This is a genomic window from Mycobacterium sp. (assembly GCF_032159775.1).
GTDB lineage: Bacteria > Actinomycetota > Actinomycetes > Mycobacteriales > Mycobacteriaceae > Mycobacterium.
Map to the genome: position 1 here is coordinate 1 of NZ_JAVHWK010000149.1, position 17361 is coordinate 17361.

At 67.8% G+C, this 17361-nt stretch carries 18 protein-coding genes; 10 read left to right on the top strand and 8 right to left on the bottom strand.

Annotated elements, in window-relative coordinates; all coding sequences use genetic code 11:
* From QOJ24_RS20340 to QOJ24_RS20365, 6 genes are all read right to left on the bottom strand, one after another.
* Window positions 1-900 (bottom strand): NADPH:quinone oxidoreductase family protein (locus QOJ24_RS20340; protein WP_526264500.1); only part of this gene is annotated, 900 nt, incomplete at its 3' end.
* A gap of 10 nt (window positions 901-910) precedes the next feature.
* A complete protein-coding gene (locus tag QOJ24_RS20345; protein ID WP_526264502.1) occupies window positions 911-1777 on the bottom strand; it encodes an SDR family oxidoreductase in 867 nt (288 codons plus the stop codon).
* A gap of 39 nt (window positions 1778-1816) precedes the next feature.
* Window positions 1817-3235, bottom strand: a complete 1419-nt coding sequence (locus tag QOJ24_RS20350; RefSeq protein ID WP_526264504.1) for an aldehyde dehydrogenase family protein — start codon at window positions 3233-3235, stop codon at window positions 1817-1819.
* A gap of 97 nt (window positions 3236-3332) precedes the next feature.
* The gene (locus QOJ24_RS20355; protein WP_526264506.1) at window positions 3333-4265 is read right to left on the bottom strand and encodes a class I SAM-dependent methyltransferase; all 933 of its coding nucleotides are present in this window, start codon (window positions 4263-4265) and stop codon (window positions 3333-3335) included.
* Entirely contained in the window at window positions 4262-5221 is a 960-nt protein-coding gene (locus tag QOJ24_RS20360; RefSeq protein ID WP_526264508.1) for a class I SAM-dependent methyltransferase, read from the bottom strand. The genes QOJ24_RS20355 and QOJ24_RS20360 overlap by 4 nt, the downstream gene beginning before the upstream one ends.
* A 93-nt stretch (window positions 5222-5314) precedes the next feature.
* Window positions 5315-5950, bottom strand: a complete 636-nt coding sequence (locus QOJ24_RS20365) for a TetR/AcrR family transcriptional regulator (RefSeq protein WP_526264510.1) — start codon at window positions 5948-5950, stop codon at window positions 5315-5317.
* A 170-nt stretch (window positions 5951-6120) separates the two neighbouring features.
* Here QOJ24_RS20365 and QOJ24_RS20370 point away from each other — a divergent pair, with 170 nt between their 5' ends.
* Both QOJ24_RS20370 and QOJ24_RS20375 read left to right on the top strand, forming a co-directional pair.
* Complete coding sequence (locus QOJ24_RS20370) at window positions 6121-6687, top strand: TetR/AcrR family transcriptional regulator (RefSeq protein WP_526264512.1); 567 nt, start codon at window positions 6121-6123, stop codon at window positions 6685-6687.
* A complete protein-coding gene (locus tag QOJ24_RS20375) occupies window positions 6680-8845 on the top strand; it encodes an FUSC family protein (RefSeq protein WP_526264514.1) in 2166 nt (721 codons plus the stop codon). The genes QOJ24_RS20370 and QOJ24_RS20375 overlap by 8 nt, the downstream gene beginning before the upstream one ends.
* Window positions 8846-8855: 10 nt before the next feature.
* On the opposite strand, the gene QOJ24_RS20380 is transcribed toward QOJ24_RS20375, so the two are convergent.
* Complete coding sequence (locus tag QOJ24_RS20380) at window positions 8856-9827, bottom strand: pirin family protein (RefSeq protein ID WP_526264516.1); 972 nt, start codon at window positions 9825-9827, stop codon at window positions 8856-8858.
* 35 nt (window positions 9828-9862) lie between these two features.
* Window positions 9863-11584, bottom strand: coding sequence for a phosphoenolpyruvate--protein phosphotransferase (gene ptsP, locus QOJ24_RS20385; protein WP_526264518.1), 1722 nt, complete (start codon window positions 11582-11584; stop codon window positions 9863-9865).
* 103 nt (window positions 11585-11687) lie between these two features.
* On the opposite strand from ptsP, the gene QOJ24_RS20390 reads away from it, so the two are divergent.
* The 8 genes from QOJ24_RS20390 to QOJ24_RS20425 form a co-directional block, all read left to right on the top strand.
* Window positions 11688-12455 (top strand): DeoR/GlpR family DNA-binding transcription regulator, encoded by a 768-nt coding sequence (locus QOJ24_RS20390; RefSeq protein WP_526264520.1) that lies wholly within the window; start codon window positions 11688-11690, stop codon window positions 12453-12455.
* Window positions 12452-13447, top strand: coding sequence for a 1-phosphofructokinase family hexose kinase (locus QOJ24_RS20395; protein ID WP_526264522.1), 996 nt, complete (start codon window positions 12452-12454; stop codon window positions 13445-13447). Before QOJ24_RS20390 ends, QOJ24_RS20395 begins: the two co-directional genes overlap by 4 nt.
* 17 nt (window positions 13448-13464) lie before the next feature.
* Entirely contained in the window at window positions 13465-15525 is a 2061-nt protein-coding gene (locus QOJ24_RS20400) for a PTS fructose transporter subunit IIABC (protein ID WP_526264524.1), read from the top strand.
* A gap of 39 nt (window positions 15526-15564) precedes the next feature.
* The gene (locus QOJ24_RS20405; RefSeq protein ID WP_526264526.1) at window positions 15565-15822 is read left to right on the top strand and encodes an HPr family phosphocarrier protein; all 258 of its coding nucleotides are present in this window, start codon (window positions 15565-15567) and stop codon (window positions 15820-15822) included.
* A gap of 97 nt (window positions 15823-15919) precedes the next feature.
* Window positions 15920-16072, top strand: a complete 153-nt coding sequence (locus QOJ24_RS20410; RefSeq protein WP_526264528.1) for a hypothetical protein — start codon at window positions 15920-15922, stop codon at window positions 16070-16072.
* Window positions 16069-16857 carry a DUF4226 domain-containing protein gene (locus QOJ24_RS20415; protein ID WP_526264530.1) on the top strand — a complete coding sequence of 263 codons (789 nt, stop codon included), beginning with the start codon at window positions 16069-16071 and terminating at the stop codon, window positions 16855-16857. Before QOJ24_RS20410 ends, QOJ24_RS20415 begins: the two co-directional genes overlap by 4 nt.
* Before the next feature lie 8 nt (window positions 16858-16865).
* On the top strand, window positions 16866-17165 hold the full coding sequence (locus QOJ24_RS20420; RefSeq protein ID WP_526264532.1) for a type VII secretion target: 300 nt from the start codon (window positions 16866-16868) through the stop codon (window positions 17163-17165).
* Window positions 17158-17361: DUF2694 family protein (locus QOJ24_RS20425; protein WP_526264534.1), on the top strand; the 204-nt coding region annotated here is incomplete at its 3' end. The genes QOJ24_RS20420 and QOJ24_RS20425, both read left to right, overlap by 8 nt.

A 17361-nucleotide genomic window follows, 5' to 3' on the forward strand; every position in this document is an offset into this window, starting at 1 on the left:
GAGCGGATACCTGACCGGCGGCGGTGGCCGCAGCCCGGCCTTCACCAGCTGGTTGACACCGAACTCGAACACCGACTGCGCTCCGGGCTTGCGGTTGACGTATTCGCCGTATCCGACGCCGATGACGCTGACGTTGCGCAACAGCAGCCGGTTCACCTTGATCGTCGGAATGCCCCCTGCCGCAAAGCCGATGACCAGTAACCGCCCCTCGGTGTCCAGCGCACGGACGGCGTCGTCGAACGCTTCTCCGCCGATCGGGTCGACGACCAGGTCGACTCCGCGGCCGTCGGTGTGCTCCTTCACCGCCTGCAACCAGCCGTCGGTCAACGGCAGCACGATGTCGGCGCCCAACGACTCCACGAACTCGCGCGCCTCAGGACGGTGCACCATGGCGATCACCCTGGCGCCCAGGGCCTTTGCGATCTGAACGGCTGCCGTCCCGACGCCGCCCGCCGACCCGAGCACCAGCACGGTCTCGCCCGGACGAAGAGCGCCGCGTTTGGCAAGCGCGAAATACATGGTCTGGTAGTTGCCGAGCAGCGCAACGGCCTCGGCATCGTCGAGGTCATCCGGAGTCGGCGTCAAGTTATTCGGCGACACCACCACCTGTTCGGCCCAGCCGCCGAGCATCGACAGTGCCGTAACCCGTTGTCCTGGCTTGAATTCGGACTCATACGGTGCCGACCGCACCACCCCGGCGACCTCCATGCCGGGAATGAACGGCGGTTCGAGCCGCATCTGGTATTCACCGCGCAGAAGCAGCAAGTCGGGGAAGCTGACTCCAGTGGCGCCGACGTCGACGACGACCGAATCCTGGTCGCCGCCTCCGACCGCATCCTTCACGTCGGTGTACTCCAGCCCTGCCGGCCCGGACAGCTCCCGTGCGACAAGTGCCTTCATGCGACGGCGATCAGCCGAGGCTGAACGTGGCCCGCTGCGCTGCCGAAAGGTCGGTGATCTCGCCCCACTTGGCGGCCACGTCGTCGACCGACGGCACGCCGTCGGAGAACGTCACGCCGTCGTTCTGGAACAGAGCGGCCCTTTGTACTTTGCCACCGCCGACGATGAAAACGGCTGCCGAATCCGGGTTTTCCTCACTCATCAGGTATGCCACCACCGGCGCGACGTACTCCGGCGTCAGCTTCTCGAACACCTCGGGCGGCAGGATGTCCTGCGTCATCCTGGTGGCCGCAATCGGCGCGACCGCGTTGGTCTTGATGTTGTACTTGGCGCCCTCTTGAGCCAGCGTGTTGATCAGGCCGACCAGACCCAGCTTCGCTGCGCCGTAGTTGGCCTGCCCGAAGTTGCCGAAGAGCCCGCTGGTGGACGTCGCGACGACGACCCGCCCGTAGCTCTGCTCGCGGAAGTGCGGCCATGCCGCGCGGAGCACGTTGTAGCCGCCGTACAGATGCACCTTCAGCACGGAGTCCCATGCCGCGAACTCCATCTTGTGGAAGGTGCCGTCCCGCAGGATGCCCGCGTTGCTGACCACACCGTCGACCTTGCCGAACTCGTCGATCGCGGTCTTGATGATGTTGGCCGCGCCTTCAGACTCGGCAACCGAGTCGTAATTGGCCACCGCACGGCCGCCCGCGGCCTTGATCTCGTTGACCACTTCGTCGGCCATGTTGTGGCCTGCGCCCGTCCCGTCACGCGCACCGCCGAGGTCGTTCACGACGACGCTTGCGCCCTCCTTGGCGAGGGTCAGCGCGTACTCGCGCCCCAGTCCGCCGCCGGCTCCGGTGACGACGATGACGCGATCCTGCACTCCTGGCACTGGTGTTCCTCTCTGATAGGGGCGGGCGCGGTGTGGCGATCAGATCAGCTTGCGCGCCAACTTCTTCGCCGTCTCTGTATACGGGGGATACATGAAGCTCATCGCGTCGGGTCGGGTCGGCTTGGTCATCACCGACTTTTTGTGACTGAACTCCTCGAAGCCGAACTTGCCGTGGTAGGCCCCCATGCCCGACGGTCCGACGCCGCCGAACGGCAGCTTGTTGCTCGCGAACTGGAAGAGCAGGTGGTTGACCACCATGCCGCCTGCCGAGACTTCCTTGATCACGCGTTCGCGGATGCGCTTGGCCTTGGTGAACAGATATGCGGCCAGCGGCTTGGGCCGCGCGTTGACGAAATTGATTGCCCCATCGAGGTTTTCGACGGTGACGATCGGCAAGATCGGCCCGAAGATCTCGTCGGTCATCAACGGCTCGTCCGGATCGGGGTCGAGGACAACCGTCGGCTGGATGGAGATCGACGCCGCGTCGGACCCGCCGCCGACCGCGATGGTGCCCTTGGTCGCGGCCACCGCGGCGGTCAGCCGGTCGAAGTGCCGCTGGTTGACGATCCGCTTGCCGCCCGGGTTGTCGGCCTCGAATGTCGTTACGGCGTCCTTGATCTTGTCGACGAGCTGGTCGCGAACCTTCGCGTCGACAAGGACGTAGTCCGGGGCGATGCAGATCTGTCCCGAGTTGATCAGCTTGGTCCAGGCGATCCGCTTGGCCGCCACGTCGATGTCGGCGTCCTCGGCGACGATGACCGGGCTCTTGCCGCCCAGCTCCAAGGTCACCGGGGTCAGATGGCTGGCCGCGCCTTCGTACACCCTGCGGCCGATCTCGGTTCCGCCGGTGAACAGGAGACGGTCGAAGCCCTGAGCGATCAGCTCCTGGCTCACCGCGCCGTCACCCTCGATCACCGCGATCGCGTCGTTGTCCAGGTACTTCGGCACCAGCTCGGCCATCACGGCCGACGATGCCGGCGCCACCTCCGAGGGCTTGAGCACCACGGTGTTGCCCGCGGCGATGGCGGCGACGGCCGGTCCCAGTGTCAGCACGATGGGGAAGTTCCACGCGCCGATGACGAGAACCGTGCCGTACGGCTCGTACTCGATCCAGCCGCGGCCCGGAAGCTGTGACATCTCGAGCAGCCGGTGCTTGCGCCGCATCCACTTGCGGACGTTTTTCTCCGCGTCCTTGGCCTCCCCGACCGTGGGCGCGATGTCGGCGAGCCACGCCTCGAACGGCTTGCGGCCGAGATCCTGTTCGAGCGCGGCGGCGATGGCGGCTTCGTTCTCGCTTACCATCGCGCCGAGCGCCTTGAGCTGCTGCTTACGCCACTCGACGGTGCGAGTACGTCCGCTGGCGAAGGTCGCCCGCAGCCGGGCCACGGTCGCCGGGATGTCGGGCGCAACCGGTGCGGGCACCGCGGGGGCGGTCTGAGGAATCGAATCGGCGGTCATGGTGGATGTCCTTCCTGACCCGAGGCGCAGCGCTTGTGCTCCTCACGTGCGCCCCGATCCTAACCAACCGGTTGGGCCGTCAAGAAGGGCGTCGACCCTACAGACGCTCTGCGGTGGTGAATGTGGCGAAGGCGTCGTCTTCGGCGTCCTGCAGATCGACGAACCGGCCGAGCCGGCGCATTTCGTCCTGCGACGTCACGGCATCGGCGCGCCAACCGTGCAAGTCGAGCCACTCGGCGACGTTCGCGCGGTCCGGGTCGTTGTACATCAGTTCCTGGATGTCGAACTCGCGCTCGATGCCGAGTTCGTCAGAGATCTTCTCGAACCGCTCCTGCATCTCCGCGCGCCGCTCATCGGACCGGACACCGACAGCCTCGGCGGCGAGCCGGCTTCCCGGCGCGCTGAGGTCGGTGATGAGCTCGAAAAGCCGGTCCTGCGCGTCGGCAGGCAGATACATCAGCAGGCCCTCGGCCAACCACGCGGTGGGCTGGCCGGGATCAAAGCCGCTCTCGCGCAACGCGGTCGGCCAGTCATACCGCAGATCCACCGGCACCTGGTGCAGCGTCGCCGTCGGCAATACATCGTTGTCCGCCAGCGTCTCGGCCTTGTACTGCAGCACCTTGGGCTGGTCGATCTCGAACACCGTGGTGCCCTCTGGCCACTCGATCCGGTACGCCCGGGAATCCAGGCCGGACGCCAGGATCACGATCTGCCGGATACCGGCCGCCGCTGCCTTGGCGAAATGCTCGTCGAAGAAGTGCGTGCGCACCGCCTGGTAGTTGCGCATGTGCCGGAAGATCGCGGCGACCTCGGGATCGATCGCGGCGGCCTTCTCGATGACTTTTTCGTCGAGCATCGTCGCCCATAGACCGGTGCCCGCCCCCTCGACGAGGACCGCCGCATACGGATCGGTGATCAGCGCGTCGTCGCGCTCGGTCTCGGCCGCGCGCGCCGAAGCCACCATCACCGCAGTCGTACCGACGCTGCTGGCAATGTCCCAGGTGTCGTCGTGGGTGCGTAGTGAGCTCATCGGGTCTCCTCGGCCAGTTCGGCGTTCAACAGCACGCTCGAGGCGATCTCTTCGGCCTCGTAGTCGGGTGCCGGCCTGCCCAGCCGGGTCATCTCGGCCTCGCTCGGCACGGCGTCGACGCGCCAGCCGTGGTCGGCCAGCCAGCCCGCGGCGTCCGCCCGGTCGCCGTCGGCGTAAGTCAACGTGTCGACGTCGATGTCTATCCCGGTGCGCTCCCGCATCCGCGCGGTGCGTTCACGGCGGGCGATCCTGTCCTGCTCGGCCTGCTCCGAGAGATCCATGCTGAACGACTCGACGGCGATCCGGCTTCCCGCGGCGCTGTGCGCGGTGACCAGGTCGAAGAGCCGATCCTGCGCGTCGGGGGGTAGGTAAGGCAGCAGACCTTCGGCCAGCCACGCGGTGGGCTGCGAGGCGTCGAAGCCGGCATCGGTCAGCGCGGCGGGCCAGTCGTCGCGCAGGTCGACCGCCACCGGGATCCGGCGCGCCTGCGGCTGCGCCCCGTGCGCGTCAAGCGTCGAGGTCTTGTACTCCAGCACCTTTGGCTGGTCGATCTCGAACACGGTCGTGCCGGCCGGCCACTCCAGTCGGTAGGCGCGGGAGTCCAGCCCGGCGGCCAAAATCACCACCTGACGGATGCCCGCCCGAATCGCGGCACGGAAGTAGTCGTCGAAGTAATGGGTGCGCACGGCCTGGTAATCACGGGACATGTCGTGCAACGCGCGGAATTCGTCGTCGTCGGCGAGCCAATCGGGATCACTGCTGGCCATCTGGGCCCATTGCGGACCTGCCGACGCGACGAGCAGGTAGGCGTAGTCGTCGCGGATCAGGGCGTCGTCGCGGGCGGTTTCGACGGCACGGGCGGCGGCAACGCCGAGCGCGGTCGCTCCCACGCTTTCGGTGATGTCCCAGCTGTCGCCGTCGGTGCGAGTCGAGGTCGCGTCATGCAGATCAGTCATTGCGTAAGCCATGCTACTAAATAACTTAGTTAATCTATATGCATGTGTGGCCGACGTCACCCCAGGTCATACAGCAGATTGCCAGGAAAGTGGTTACTCGGCGAGCTTCCACAGCTTGTTGGCCAACAGCAGCTCGAGCTTCTCAACGATGGACTCGAGCTGGTTGTGCGAGCCGACATAGCCCGCGTAGAAGCCCATTCCCCACATCACCGCGACGAGCATCTCGACTAGTTGCGGGACGTCGGTGTCGGTGGTCAACTCGCCCTTGTCGATCGCGTCGTTGACCGCCCAGGACACGAACGCCCGTGAGTTGCGCATCGAGTCGTGCTCGTCGCTCCGGAGTTCGGGGTGTCGCTGACCCTCCAGCACCGACGTCACCAGAAACGCTGCGGCCGAACGATCCTCGCTCTCGGCCTGCATCGCCGCGGAGAAGAACGCCGACAGTCGGCCGAGCAGGCTGGTCTGATTCTGGGCCTTCGCCATGCCAGTGCTGACCACCAACGCATTCGTCTGTTCGACTACTTCCCGGTACAGCAACCGTTTGCTCGCAAAATAGTGGTTGATCGCCGGGCGGGTCAGATCCGCGCGGATAGCAATCGCCTGAAAAGTTGCAGCGTCGTAGCCGAGTTCGCTGAACACCTCGCGAGCGGCACGCAAAATGCGCTCACGTGTTTCGGCAGCCTTCGCTGCTGGTGGACGGCCTGGCCCCCTGCTTGCCGTATGCGGCATAGTCAATATCTTGCCATACGACATCAAGAGGCTTTGCAAAACCCTCGGATTGAATGTTCATTCAGCAAACTGTGCGGAAACCTGCCCGATTTGGCGACGTTGCCACGGATCTGTCAAGCAGATCGCCGACCGGGCTCCGTAACCCTCCACAGGGGCTATGGTTCCCACCCATGGCGGGCGTGGTTTCGCGCAAGGATTACTTCGAGACCGGCCTCAATGTGCTGTCCGACCTCGGCTACGGCGGCCTCAAGCTGGCGGAGGTGTGCACCCGCCTCGGCGTCACGACCGGGTCGTTCTATCACTACTTCGCCGGCTGGCCCGCCTACACCCGCGAGCTCGTCGAGAACTGGATGAAAGAGCGAACGGTTCTGGTCATCGAATTCGCCAAAAGCGAGCGCGACCCGCGCCGCCGGATCGACAGCCTGATCCAGATCGGCCTGGAGCTTCCGCACGGCGCCGAGGCCGCGATCCGGGTGTGGAGCTCGATCGACCCGCAGGTGTACGACCTCCAGCTACAGGTCGACCAGCTGCGCTACGACGTCATGTACTCCTCGGCGATGGAGCTCCTGGGCAACCAGCAGCAGGCCCAGATGTTCGCGCGCTGGGCCATCTACCTTCTGGTCGGACACGAACAGGCCACCCTGCCGAGGGACACCGCCGCGCTTGCATGGATCGCCAAACAGCTCACCGACGCACTCGACAGCGGTCGATTCGCTTCCGTTCCCACAGATGGCTGACGCGCCTGCCAGCCTCCTGCGCCGAGCGCTCGATCGGATTCACGAGCGCGATCCCGAGTTCGACGCACTACGGCGAGCGCTGCGCGCGGCGATAGTGGTCCCGTTCGCGGCCGCGCTGAGCTTCGCCGTCGCAGGCAATACCCAGACACCGCTGTTCACGCTCTTCGGTTCGTTCGCCCTGATGGTGCTGGCGAACTTTCCCGGCAACCGCCAGACCCGCGCGGTGGCCTACGCGGGGCTCGGGCTCAACGGGGCGGTCCTCATCACGCTGGGCACCCTGGTGTCGCCGCACGCCTGGCTCGCGGTCGCGCTGATGTTCGTGCTCGGCGTGGCCGTCATGTTCTCGGGTGTGCTCAGCGAGACGATCGCGGCCGGCCAGCGACCCACGCTGCTGACCTTTGTGCTGCCCGCGTGCACGCCGCCGGGCCCGATCGACGAGCGTCTGACGGGGTGGGCGATTGCGCTGGCCGTGTGCGTTCCCGCCGCGCTGTTCCTGCTGCCGCCGCGCCACTATGGCGAGCTGCGCAGGCATGCGGCGAGTGCGGTCACCGCATTGGCAGACCGCCTCGAGGGCAAGGCCACCCGCACCGACGTCGTGTACGCCATGCTCGCCCTGCGGGAGAACTTCCTCGGCGCGGACTTCCGGCCGGTCGGACTGTCGGCGGGAAGCCGTGCATTGGTGCGCGTTGTCGAGGACCTCGAATGGCTGGCCGACCGGGTCAGCGACGAGGCAGGCCCGGCGCTGCGGGATATGCAGGCCCCCGGCATCCGCGTGCTGAGGTGTTCGGCCGCAGTGCTTCGGGAGACCAGGGCGGCCGATCGCAGCGACGAGCGGGCGGATCTGGACGCCGCGCTCATCCACCTGCGATCAGTCGCGCGAGGTCGGTACCGCCAGGACGTCGAACGGATCCTCGCCGCCCCCGACGACGCTGCCGCCGTCACGATCGGCCGCGCACTGCTGAACCGCCGGACCATCGCTGCGACCATCGGGGCCACCGGCCGGGTGATCGCCGCAGCGGCCGCCGCCGACGCGCGACCGGTGTGGGCGCGGGCGCTCGGACTACGGCTGCCGCCGACGACCGCGACGGACCGGCTGATGCCGGCGACGACGGCGGTCACGTCGACGACGTCGAGCTTCCTCGGCAGCCGGTCGGTGACGATGCGCAACGCGCTGCGCACCGGCCTTGGGCTGGCGCTCGCGGTGGCGGTGACCCACGTGTTTCCGGTCGAGCATGGATTCTGGGTGGTGCTCGGCGCGTTGTCGGTGCTGCGCAGCAGCGCGCTCACCACCGGCACGAAGACGCTGCGCGCAGTGGTCGGAACCACCATCGGGTTCGTCCTGGGCGCAGCGTTGATCGGCATCGTCGGCATCGACCCGGTGGTGCTGTGGATCCTGCTGCCCGTGGTCGTGTTCGGTTCGGCGTTCGTGCCGGAAATCGCGTCCTTCACGGCCGGACAGGCGGCCTTCACCATGATGGTGCTCATCTTCTTCAACCTGATCGTGCCGACCGGCTGGAGCGTCGGCCTGATCCGGGTCGAGGACGTTGTCGTCGGCGCGCTCGTCGGCATGATGGTGTCCTTGCTGATGTGGCCGCGCGGCGCGACGGCTTCTGCGGAGACGGCCGTCGAGTCGGCGCGCAGCGTCTTCGCGAAATATCTCGAGGCGGCGGTGCTGAGGATCACCCGTGGCGCGTCCGAGCAGATGGCCGATCAGCTCGCGATCCTGAGCCACGATGCGATCGCCGCATCGAGGGTGGCCGATGACGCTGTGCGGCAATATCTTTCCGAGGGCGGCGGTACGACCGATTTCCGCGGGCCCATCGTGCGCGCCTTCAACCGGGCGATCAGGGTGCGCGCGTCGGCCGACCTGATCATGGACATCCCCACCCCTCCGCCTCTTGGTACCTATCCGAGGGTCCGGGAAGTGGTCGAGTCGCACGCGAACGCGATCCGCGACCGGCTGTCGGGCAAGTTGGGCACCGGCGGGGACTGGGCGCCAATCGGTGAGGAGTTCGTGTTGGCGCTGCGGTCGGAATCCAATGGTGATGACGACATGGCGATCGCGGCCGCGATGCCGTTGGTGACGGTCGCGGCCGCGATTGGCGAATTGGAGCTGGTCTACCCACATCCGGTGGAAGTCTCCGAGGCCCACCGGTGACGAGAGTTTGTCAGCGAACCCTGTGCGGCATCAACGCATTCGGCGGGATCGCGCCGAACTTTCCTGCGTTGTAGTCCTCGAGCGCTTTGACCAACTCAGCCTTTGAGTTCATCACGAACGGCCCGTATGCAACGACGGGTTCGCGGATCGGCTTGCCGCCGAGGACCAGGACTTCCATCGCGGGCCTACGAGACTCTTGTGTCGGCTCGGCGGTAACGGTGATGCGGTCACCGGGGCCGAACACCGCGAGTTGCCCCTCGTGGATCGGGTGCCCGACCGGACCGACGGTGCCGCGGCCCGACAGCACATAAACCAGTGCGTTGAAGTTGCGGTTCCACGGCAGGCTCAGCTCGGCGCCGGGCTGGATAGTGCTGTGCGCCAACGTGATCGGCGTATGCGTCGCACCCGGTCCACCGTGGCCGTCGACATCGCCTGCGATGACACGTACGAGCGCTCCGCCGTCCTGCGACGACAGCAGCTTCACCTCGTTGCCCTCGATCGCCTGGTACCTCGGCGTCGCGACCTTGTCCCTGCGCGGCAAGTTCACCCATAGCTGGATGCCGTGAAACATGCCACCGCTTTCGACCAGTTCGGCCGGCGGGGTCTCGATGTGCAGGATGCCCGAGCCCGCGGTCATCCACTGTGTGGCGCCGTCGGTGATCAGGCCACCGCCGCCGTGGCTGTCCTGGTGGGCGAAGCGGCCGTCGATCATGTAGGTGACCGTTTCGAAGCCGCGGTGTGGATGCCAGTCGGTACCCCTTGGTTCGCCTGGCTGGTATTCCACCTCGCCCATCTGGTCCATGTGCACGAACGGGTCGAGGTCAGCGGAACTCACGCCGGCGAAGGCGCGCACGACAGGAAAGCCCTCGCCTTCGTAGCCGCGCGGCCCGGTGGTGATGGAGCGGACGGGTCGCTCGGTATCGGCTGCCGCAGGCGCAGAGAGCCTCGGCAATGTCAGTGTGTCAGCAGTGATCGCAGGCATGTCGGATAGAACCGGACTGCGGTCCGATTAATTCCTCAGCCGAGGACCGCCAGTGCCGCCGCACGGGCCTCGGCCGCACTTCCCGTCGCCAGCACAGCGTCGGCCGCGTCGTGGCACTGCTGCAGGGTCACCTGCGCGAGCTTGGCGCCCACACCGGTGACCGCCGCTGCCGCAGCGGACAGCGACGACACACCGAGGCCGGCCAGCACACAGGCGAGCAGGGGGTCTGCGGCCGCTTCGCCGCACACGCCGACAGGCTTGTCGGCCGCCACGCCTGCCCGGGCCGTCATCGCGACCAGAGCGAGAACAGCGGGCTGCCACGGGTCGGTCAGCGTGGCCAGCTCGGCCGACATGCGGTCGGCGGCCATTGTGTACTGGGCCAGGTCATTGGTGCCGATCGACAGGAAGTCGACGTGTTCGAGGATCCGGTCGGCCAGCAGCGCCGCCGACGGCACCTCGATCATCACGCCGGGAGTGAGGCCTCGGATGCGGACCTGCGCGGCAAAACGTTGCGCCTCGTCGGCGGTCGCGATCATCGGCGCCATCACCCACGGCGCGTTGCCGGTGCTCTCGGCCGCGGCGGCGATGGCGTCCAGCTGGCGTTGCAGTATCCCCGGGTTGCCCTCGGCGATCCGGATGCCCCGCACACCGAGCGCTGGGTTCGCCTCCTCGGGATGCCCGGCGAACTTCAGCGGCTTGTCCGAACCCGCGTCCAACGTCCTGATGACCACCTTGTGGCCGGCGAACGCGTCGAGCACCTCGCCGTAAATCTGAGCCTGCTCCTCGACGCTGGGTTCGGTGTCGCGGTTGAGGAAGCACAACTCGGTGCGAAACAAACCGACACCATCGGCCGGTGTCTCGCGTGCGCTGCGGGCGGCCGCGCCGTCCTGGACGTTGGCCAGGATCGCCACCGCGTGCCCGTCCGCGGTCGCACCGGGACCGGTCCAGCCGGCCGCGAGCTCAGCCTCATGCTTGGCATCGGCCACTGCTGCTGAGGCGGTGCCCGGCTCGGGTGACACGGTCACGGTGCCGCGGGTGCCGTCGACAAGCACCATGGCGCCCGCCCCGACCGTGTCCAGTCCGTCGACGGCGACCACGCACGGCAGCCCGAGCTGGCGGGCGATGATCGCGGTGTGGCTGGTCGGGCCACCCAGTGTGGTGGCCAGCGCGATGATGAGGGACGGGTCGAGGCCTGCGGTGTCGGCGGGCGCGAGGTCTTGGGCAAGCAGCACCGAAGGAACGTCAGGCCGGGGAACGCCGGGCTCCGGCAGCCCACTCAGCTCGGCGATGACGCGGTCGCGGATGTCCCGCAGATCGGTGACACGTTCGGCCATCAGCCCGCCGAGTTGGGTGAAGAGGTCGACGAACTGGTCGACGGCGGCAACGACGGCGCGCACCGCCGGGGCGCCTGCGTTGATGTGCTTCTCGGCCGCCTGCAGCCAGGCCCGGTCCTGGGCGAGCGTGGCAGTGGCCGCCAGCACCTCCGACGCCGCCCCTGTGGCATGTGCCGCGCGCTCCCGCAGCCTGGTGGCGACCGCGTTGGCCGCTGTTGTGAAGCGGGCCGCCTCCGCAGGCCGGTCTTCCTCCTCGACCTCGCGCGGCACATCCACGTCGTCGAGCGCGGGCGGCCGGCCCGGCCGGATGACGGGCCCGTACTGCACTCCGGCGACCACAGGTACGCCCTGGAGAACCGTGCCTGCAGGCGGAGAAGCGTCGCGATCTGAGTGCAGTGACGTGAGCGGTGAGGAGGCGGTCATGTGAAGCAGATTACAAACGAACCATTGACAAGTCAACATGTTCAGGGGTAAAACAACAGATATCAACATTGGAACGGGCCGATACCCACACCGACGGAGCGCCATGTATGCCGAGGAACGTCAGCAGGCGATCGCTTCGCTGGTGATCAGCCAGGGGCGCGCCTCTGTCGCCGAACTGGCCGAGACATACGACGTCACCACCGAGACAGTCCGTCGCGACCTTGCGGTTCTGGACCGCGCCGGACTGGTGCGGCGGGTGCACGGCGGCGCCGTTCCCGTGCGCGCCCTGCGTCTCGTCGAGCCGGGGGTCGGCGAGCGCGAGAACACCCGCGCCGAACACAAGGACGCCATCGCCGCGGCCGCCGCCGAGTTCTTTCCGCTCAGCGGCGCCAGCGTGCTGCTCGACGCCGGAACCACGACCAGCCGAATCGCGGCCGCGCTGCCATCCGACCGAGAGCTCAACGTCGTCACGAACTCGGTGCCCATCGCCGCGCGCCTTGCCGGAATGCCGTCGGTCTCCCTGCAACTGCTCGGGGGACGCGTCCGGGGCCTCACTCAGGCAGCGGTCGGCGAGCAGGTGCTACGGGTGCTGGACACGCTTCGCGTCGACATCGCCTTCATCGGTACCAACGGCATCAGCCTCCGGCACGGCCTGTCCACCCCGGACAGTGACGAGGCCGCCGTCAAGCGGGCGATGATCGCGAGTGCGAACTACGTTGTGGTGGCGGCGGATTCGTCGAAGGTGGGCCGCGAGGACTTCGTCAGCTTCGCGCCGCTGTCCAGTGTCGACGCGTTGATCACCGACGCCGAACTCAGCAACGCCTACCGCGCACAGCTCACCGAGCAGGGCATCGAAGTGGTCGTCGCGTGATCGTCACCGTCACACCGAACCCGAGCCTGGACCGCACCGTCACGCTCGCCACTCCGCTCACCCGCGGTGCGGTGCACCGGGTCAGCTCTGTCACCACCGAACCCGGCGGAAAGGGCGTCAACGTCGCGCGCGCCCTGTCCCTGGCAGACGTCGACGCGATGGCGCTGCTGCCTGCATCGGGCACGGATCCGATGGTGACCGCGTTGCAGGCCAGCGGTGTGCCGTTCCGCTGCGTTCCTATTATCGCGTCGGTGCGGACGAACATCGCTATCACCGAAATGGACGGCACCACAACGAAGATCAACGAGCCGGGTGCCCATATGGACGCTGCCGCGATCGATGGGCTCACCCGCGCTGTCGTCAGCCACGCCGAATACGCCGACTGGGTGGTGATGTCGGGATCATTGCCGCCCGGCATGCCCGACACCTGGTACGCCGACGTGGTCGCGAAGCTGGCGCCCTATGCATGCAAGGTCGCGATCGACACCTCCGGTCGACCGCTCGCGGCGCTGGTCGCCGGATTCGACCGCGCCGCACCCGATCTCATCAAGCCCAACGCCGAGGAGCTCGCAGGGGTCATCGGCTACTCGCCGCAGGCGCTGGAAGCAGCGGTGGCTCAGGGCGATCCCGAACCTGTGGTGGCGGCGGCTCAGCGCCTCGTGGACCGCGGCGTCGGTGCGGTGCTGGCCACGCTTGGCGCCTCGGGCGCGGTCTTGGTCACCGACGCAGGCAGTTGGCTGGCCATCCCGCCGCCCACCGTGCCGCGCAGCACCGTCGGGGCGGGCGACTCCAGCCTTGCGGGCTACGTCCGCGCCGATATCGGTGGCGCCGACCCACCGCAGCGGCTGCAGATGGCCGTCGGTTACGGCAGCGCCGCGGCAGCCCTGCCGGGCTCTGCACTCCCCACCCCCGCAGAAATCGACCTCAATGCCGTTCGGGTGACCCCGATCTCGTCTGTTCCGCCCGCCCGCACAAGCTCCGCCAGCTCCTAACCAGCAAAGGTACCGCCATGACTAGCACCGCCTCCCGACCAATCATCGACGCCGATCTGGTTCTGCTCGACGTGGACGCGGGTACCGACAAGCAATCTGTGATCGGGCGTCTGGTCGGCAGCCTCGCCCATGCCGGACGCACTGCCGATGCCGAAGGGCTGATCGCCGCGGCGATGGCCCGCGAGGAACAGTCCGCGACCGGGTTGCCCGGCGGCATAGCTATCCCGCACTGCCGGTCGCCGCACGTCGAGACGGCATCGATCGGCTTCGCGCGACTGCGGCCGGCCGTCGACTTCGGCGCACCCGACGGGCCTGCCGATCTGGCGTTCCTGATCGCGGCTCCCGAAGGCGGCGGCGCCGAGCACATGAAGCTGCTGTCGAGCCTGGCCCGTGCGTTGGTGCGCAAAGATTTCGTCGCGTCCCTGCGCGATGCGAAGACGGCCGACGAGGTCGTCGGCCTAGTCGACGAGGTGCTCAATCCCGGCGAGAAGGCCAAGCCTGCTGGAGCCCAGGCCGCCAAGCCCGTCGTCGACAAGCCCGCCGCCGACAAGCCAAGGACACTGGTGGCGATCACCGCCTGCCCGACCGGTATCGCGCACACGTACATGGCCGCCGACTCGCTCGTCGCCGCAGCCAAGGAAGCCGGTGTGACGCTGCATGTCGAGACGCAGGGCTCGTCGGGCAGCACGCCGCTGGACGCCTCGACGATCGCGGGCGCCGACGCCGTCATCTTCGCCACCGACGTCGGCGTGAAAGACAGGGGTCGGTTCGCGGGTAAGCCGGTCATCGCGTCCGGCGTCAAGCGGGCGATCAACGAGCCCGCCAAGATGGTCGCCGAAGCCGTTGCCGCTGCGGACAATCCGAACGCGGCCAGGGTCGAGGGGTCTGCGGCCGGTGCACCCGCGAGCAGTACACCCGCAGCCGGCGTCGGCTGGGGAACCCGCACCCGGCAGATCCTGCTCACCGGCGTCAGCTACATGATTCCGTTCGTCGCGGCCGGCGGTCTGCTGATCGCGCTCGGCTTCCTGTTCGGCGGATACGAGATAGCCAACTCGCCGGACGGCGACCAACCCTCGCTGCCATACGGGTTCGGCTCGATCGGCCACGTCATAGCCAGCAGCAACTCGCTGACCAACCTGCCGTCGGGTGGTCTGATGCAGTACCTCGGCGGGGTGCTGTTCACGCTCGGCGGCCTGGCCTTCATGTTCCTCGTTCCAGCCCTGGCCGGCTACATCTCGTTCGCGATCGCCGATCGGCCAGGCATCGCACCGGGGTTCACCGCGGGCGCCGTGGCCGTGTTCGTCGGCGGCGGATTCATCGGCGGCATCGTCGGTGGCCTGATCGCCGGATTCACCGCGCTGTGGATCAGCCGGATCAACACCCCGAGATGGCTGCGCGGCCTGATGCCGGTGGTGGTGATTCCGCTGTTCGCGTCGCTTGCCGTCGGCCTGCTGATGTTCCTGCTTCTCGGCCGCCCACTGGCCGCCATCACATCGGGTCTGACCAACTGGCTCGGCGGAATGACGGGAACCTCGGTCATCATCCTCGGTGTCATCCTCGGCCTGATGATGTGTTTCGACCTCGGCGGACCGGTGAACAAGGCGGCCTACGCCTTCGCCACCGCCGGCCTCAACGTCGCCGACCCGTCGTCGCTACGCATCATGGCCGCGGTGATGGCCGCGGGCATGGTGCCGCCGCTGGCGATGGCTCTGGCCGCCACCGTCCGACCGGGTCTGTTCACGGAGCCTGAGCGGGAAAACGGCAGGGCGGCTTGGCTTCTCGGTGCATCATTCATTTCCGAGGGCGCTATCCCGTTCGCTGCGGCCGACCCGCTGCGGGTCATCCCGTCGATGATGTTCGGCGGTGCGATCACCGGCGCGCTGATCATGGCCTTCGACGTCACACTCAAGGCGCCGCACGGCGGGATCTTCGTGTTCTTCGCCATCGGCAATCTGCTCTGGTTCCTGGTCGCCCTCGCGGTCGGCACAGCGGGGGGAGCGGCCGCCGTCATCGCCGCCAAGCAGTTCGCGAAGCCCAGCGTGAAGGTGGACCAAACACCCGCGCTGGCCGCCGCCTGATCCGCACAATCGACCCCAACGACAACAAGGAGAATTTTCATGGCAGAAAAGACCGTCACCGTCGGATCGGCGATCGGCCTGCACGCCCGACCCGCGGCCATCATCGCCGAGGCCGTCGTCACCGCCGGTGTGCCGGTGACGCTTTCGGTGGACGGCGGCGAACCCGTCGACGCCGGCTCCGCCCTGATGATCATGACGCTCGGGGCGGCCAACGGCGCCCAGGTGACCGTGGCCTCCGACGACGACGTGGCGCTGGCGACCGTCGCCGAGCTCGTCGAACAGGACCTCGACGCCTGACGACAACGCGTCGCTATCGCTCCCCGCCGGCATGGAAATTGCCGCAGAAAGGCCTCCGTACTGCGGGTTAGGCTGACTGGCGACGAAAGGGGCGGACGTGGACGGATGGCTGCTCGGGCAGGTCAGCACCGTGCTGACGGCGTTGTCGCATGCCCAGGAGCTGTTCGACGGCGCCGGTCGGCCGACACTGCCCGCAGAGTTCGCGCCGCGGCCCGACCTTCAGGACGACCTGGGCTGCGGACTGCTGTGACGCAGCCATCGGTCGACACCTCACAGTCCGGCAAGGCGGCCGACGCAGTCCGCACGCTGCAGGCCGGGCTGAGTAACGACTACTCCGAGATACGGTCTGCCGAAATCCAACTCACCGAGGCGATCCTGTCCGCGCACGCGGTGACGGTATCCGGCCGCGTCGCGCTGCAAGACATTCAGCGGCAGGTGATCGAGGCCATCAACAACCCGGTCGCGGCGCTCGGCACGCCCGCGGGCGAGCGTGGTTTCCTGTTGTTCCTGCGCACCAAGGTCGGCGAAATCGCCGACATCGTCGAAACCGGCGCGCTTACCGACGAGGACCACGCGAAACTCACCCGTGCGCTCGGCAGCGGGTATCTGATCCCCGCTTCCGAGCGTGCCGCGGAGCCGCCACCCGGGCCGGCGTCCGGCGGCTCATCGACCGGCGATCAGGGGGCGGGCATAGTGCCCGCGGTCGGATCAGCGCTGGGGTCGCTTCCCCAGGCGGCCCAGGGCGCGGCGGCGGCTCCCGCCCAGGGCGCGGGTGGACTGGCCGGAGCCGCCACCCCGCTGGCCGGCTTGGCTTCGGGACTCGCCGACCGTGGCGGTGAAGCCGAAAACGACCTCACCGAAGAGCGGGCCCACCCGTCGAAATCCGATGCGGCCGAAGACGAGGGCGACCAGGAAGACGCCGACGACGAAGAGGAAGACCCCGAAGACCGGCGCACCGGGCCGCGGGCGCCCGACGATCAACCGTCACCCGACGAGGACGGTCCCGCCCAGACGCGGCCGGCCCGTCTGTTGTAGGAGCACTGATGACCAGCATCCGCATCACCCCTTCGCTGCTGAACCGGGTCGCCGCGTCGCATGACGGGGTAGCCGACGAGATCGCCGTCGCCCGTCGCGCAGGGTCAGAGATACTCGCGTCAGTGGCCACCCACGGGCCGATCATGCATCAGTTCAAGGCGGCCGCGAACGAGGTCGTGCAGCGCCGCGATGCGGCGTTCGCCGACCACGAGGCGGCGCATCGCGCGGCCGCCGACAATCTGCGGTCCATCGCGGTGCGGTTCAGCGACCAGGAAGAGATCAACGCCGCGGAGCTGCGCCTTGACTGAGCAGTCCTTCACCGCCGCGACACCGGACAACACGATATTCGTCCGGGTGGCGGTCGCCGGTCACACGCTCGGCGTGCAGATCGAGCCCGCCGCGATGAAGCGGTCGGCCATCGAGATCGCGCAGGGCATCATGGCGTGTAACGATGTCGCGTATCTGAGGGGGCAGCTGGTGATCCGAGCCGAGCTGGAGGGGAGG

Excerpts from the sequence above, each read along its gene's own strand:
- QOJ24_RS20350 (WP_526264504.1), bottom strand. The coding sequence starts at position 3,235 with ATGACCGCCGATTCGATTCCTCAGACCGCCCCCGCGGTGCCCGCACCG.
- QOJ24_RS20355 (WP_526264506.1), bottom strand. The coding sequence starts at position 4,265 with ATGAGCTCACTACGCACCCACGACGACACCTGGGACATTGCCAGCAGC.
- QOJ24_RS20360 (WP_526264508.1), bottom strand. The coding sequence starts at position 5,221 with ATGACTGATCTGCATGACGCGACCTCGACTCGCACCGACGGCGACAGC.
- QOJ24_RS20365 (WP_526264510.1), bottom strand. The coding sequence starts at position 5,950 with ATGCCGCATACGGCAAGCAGGGGGCCAGGCCGTCCACCAGCAGCGAAG.
- QOJ24_RS20370 (WP_526264512.1), top strand. The coding sequence starts at position 6,121 with ATGGCGGGCGTGGTTTCGCGCAAGGATTACTTCGAGACCGGCCTCAAT.
- QOJ24_RS20375 (WP_526264514.1), top strand. The coding sequence starts at position 6,680 with ATGGCTGACGCGCCTGCCAGCCTCCTGCGCCGAGCGCTCGATCGGATT.
- QOJ24_RS20380 (WP_526264516.1), bottom strand. The coding sequence starts at position 9,827 with ATGCCTGCGATCACTGCTGACACACTGACATTGCCGAGGCTCTCTGCG.
- ptsP (WP_526264518.1), bottom strand. The coding sequence starts at position 11,584 with ATGACCGCCTCCTCACCGCTCACGTCACTGCACTCAGATCGCGACGCT.
- QOJ24_RS20390 (WP_526264520.1), top strand. The coding sequence starts at position 11,688 with ATGTATGCCGAGGAACGTCAGCAGGCGATCGCTTCGCTGGTGATCAGC.
- QOJ24_RS20400 (WP_526264524.1), top strand. The coding sequence starts at position 13,465 with ATGACTAGCACCGCCTCCCGACCAATCATCGACGCCGATCTGGTTCTG.
- QOJ24_RS20405 (WP_526264526.1), top strand. The coding sequence starts at position 15,565 with ATGGCAGAAAAGACCGTCACCGTCGGATCGGCGATCGGCCTGCACGCC.
- QOJ24_RS20420 (WP_526264532.1), top strand. The coding sequence starts at position 16,866 with ATGACCAGCATCCGCATCACCCCTTCGCTGCTGAACCGGGTCGCCGCG.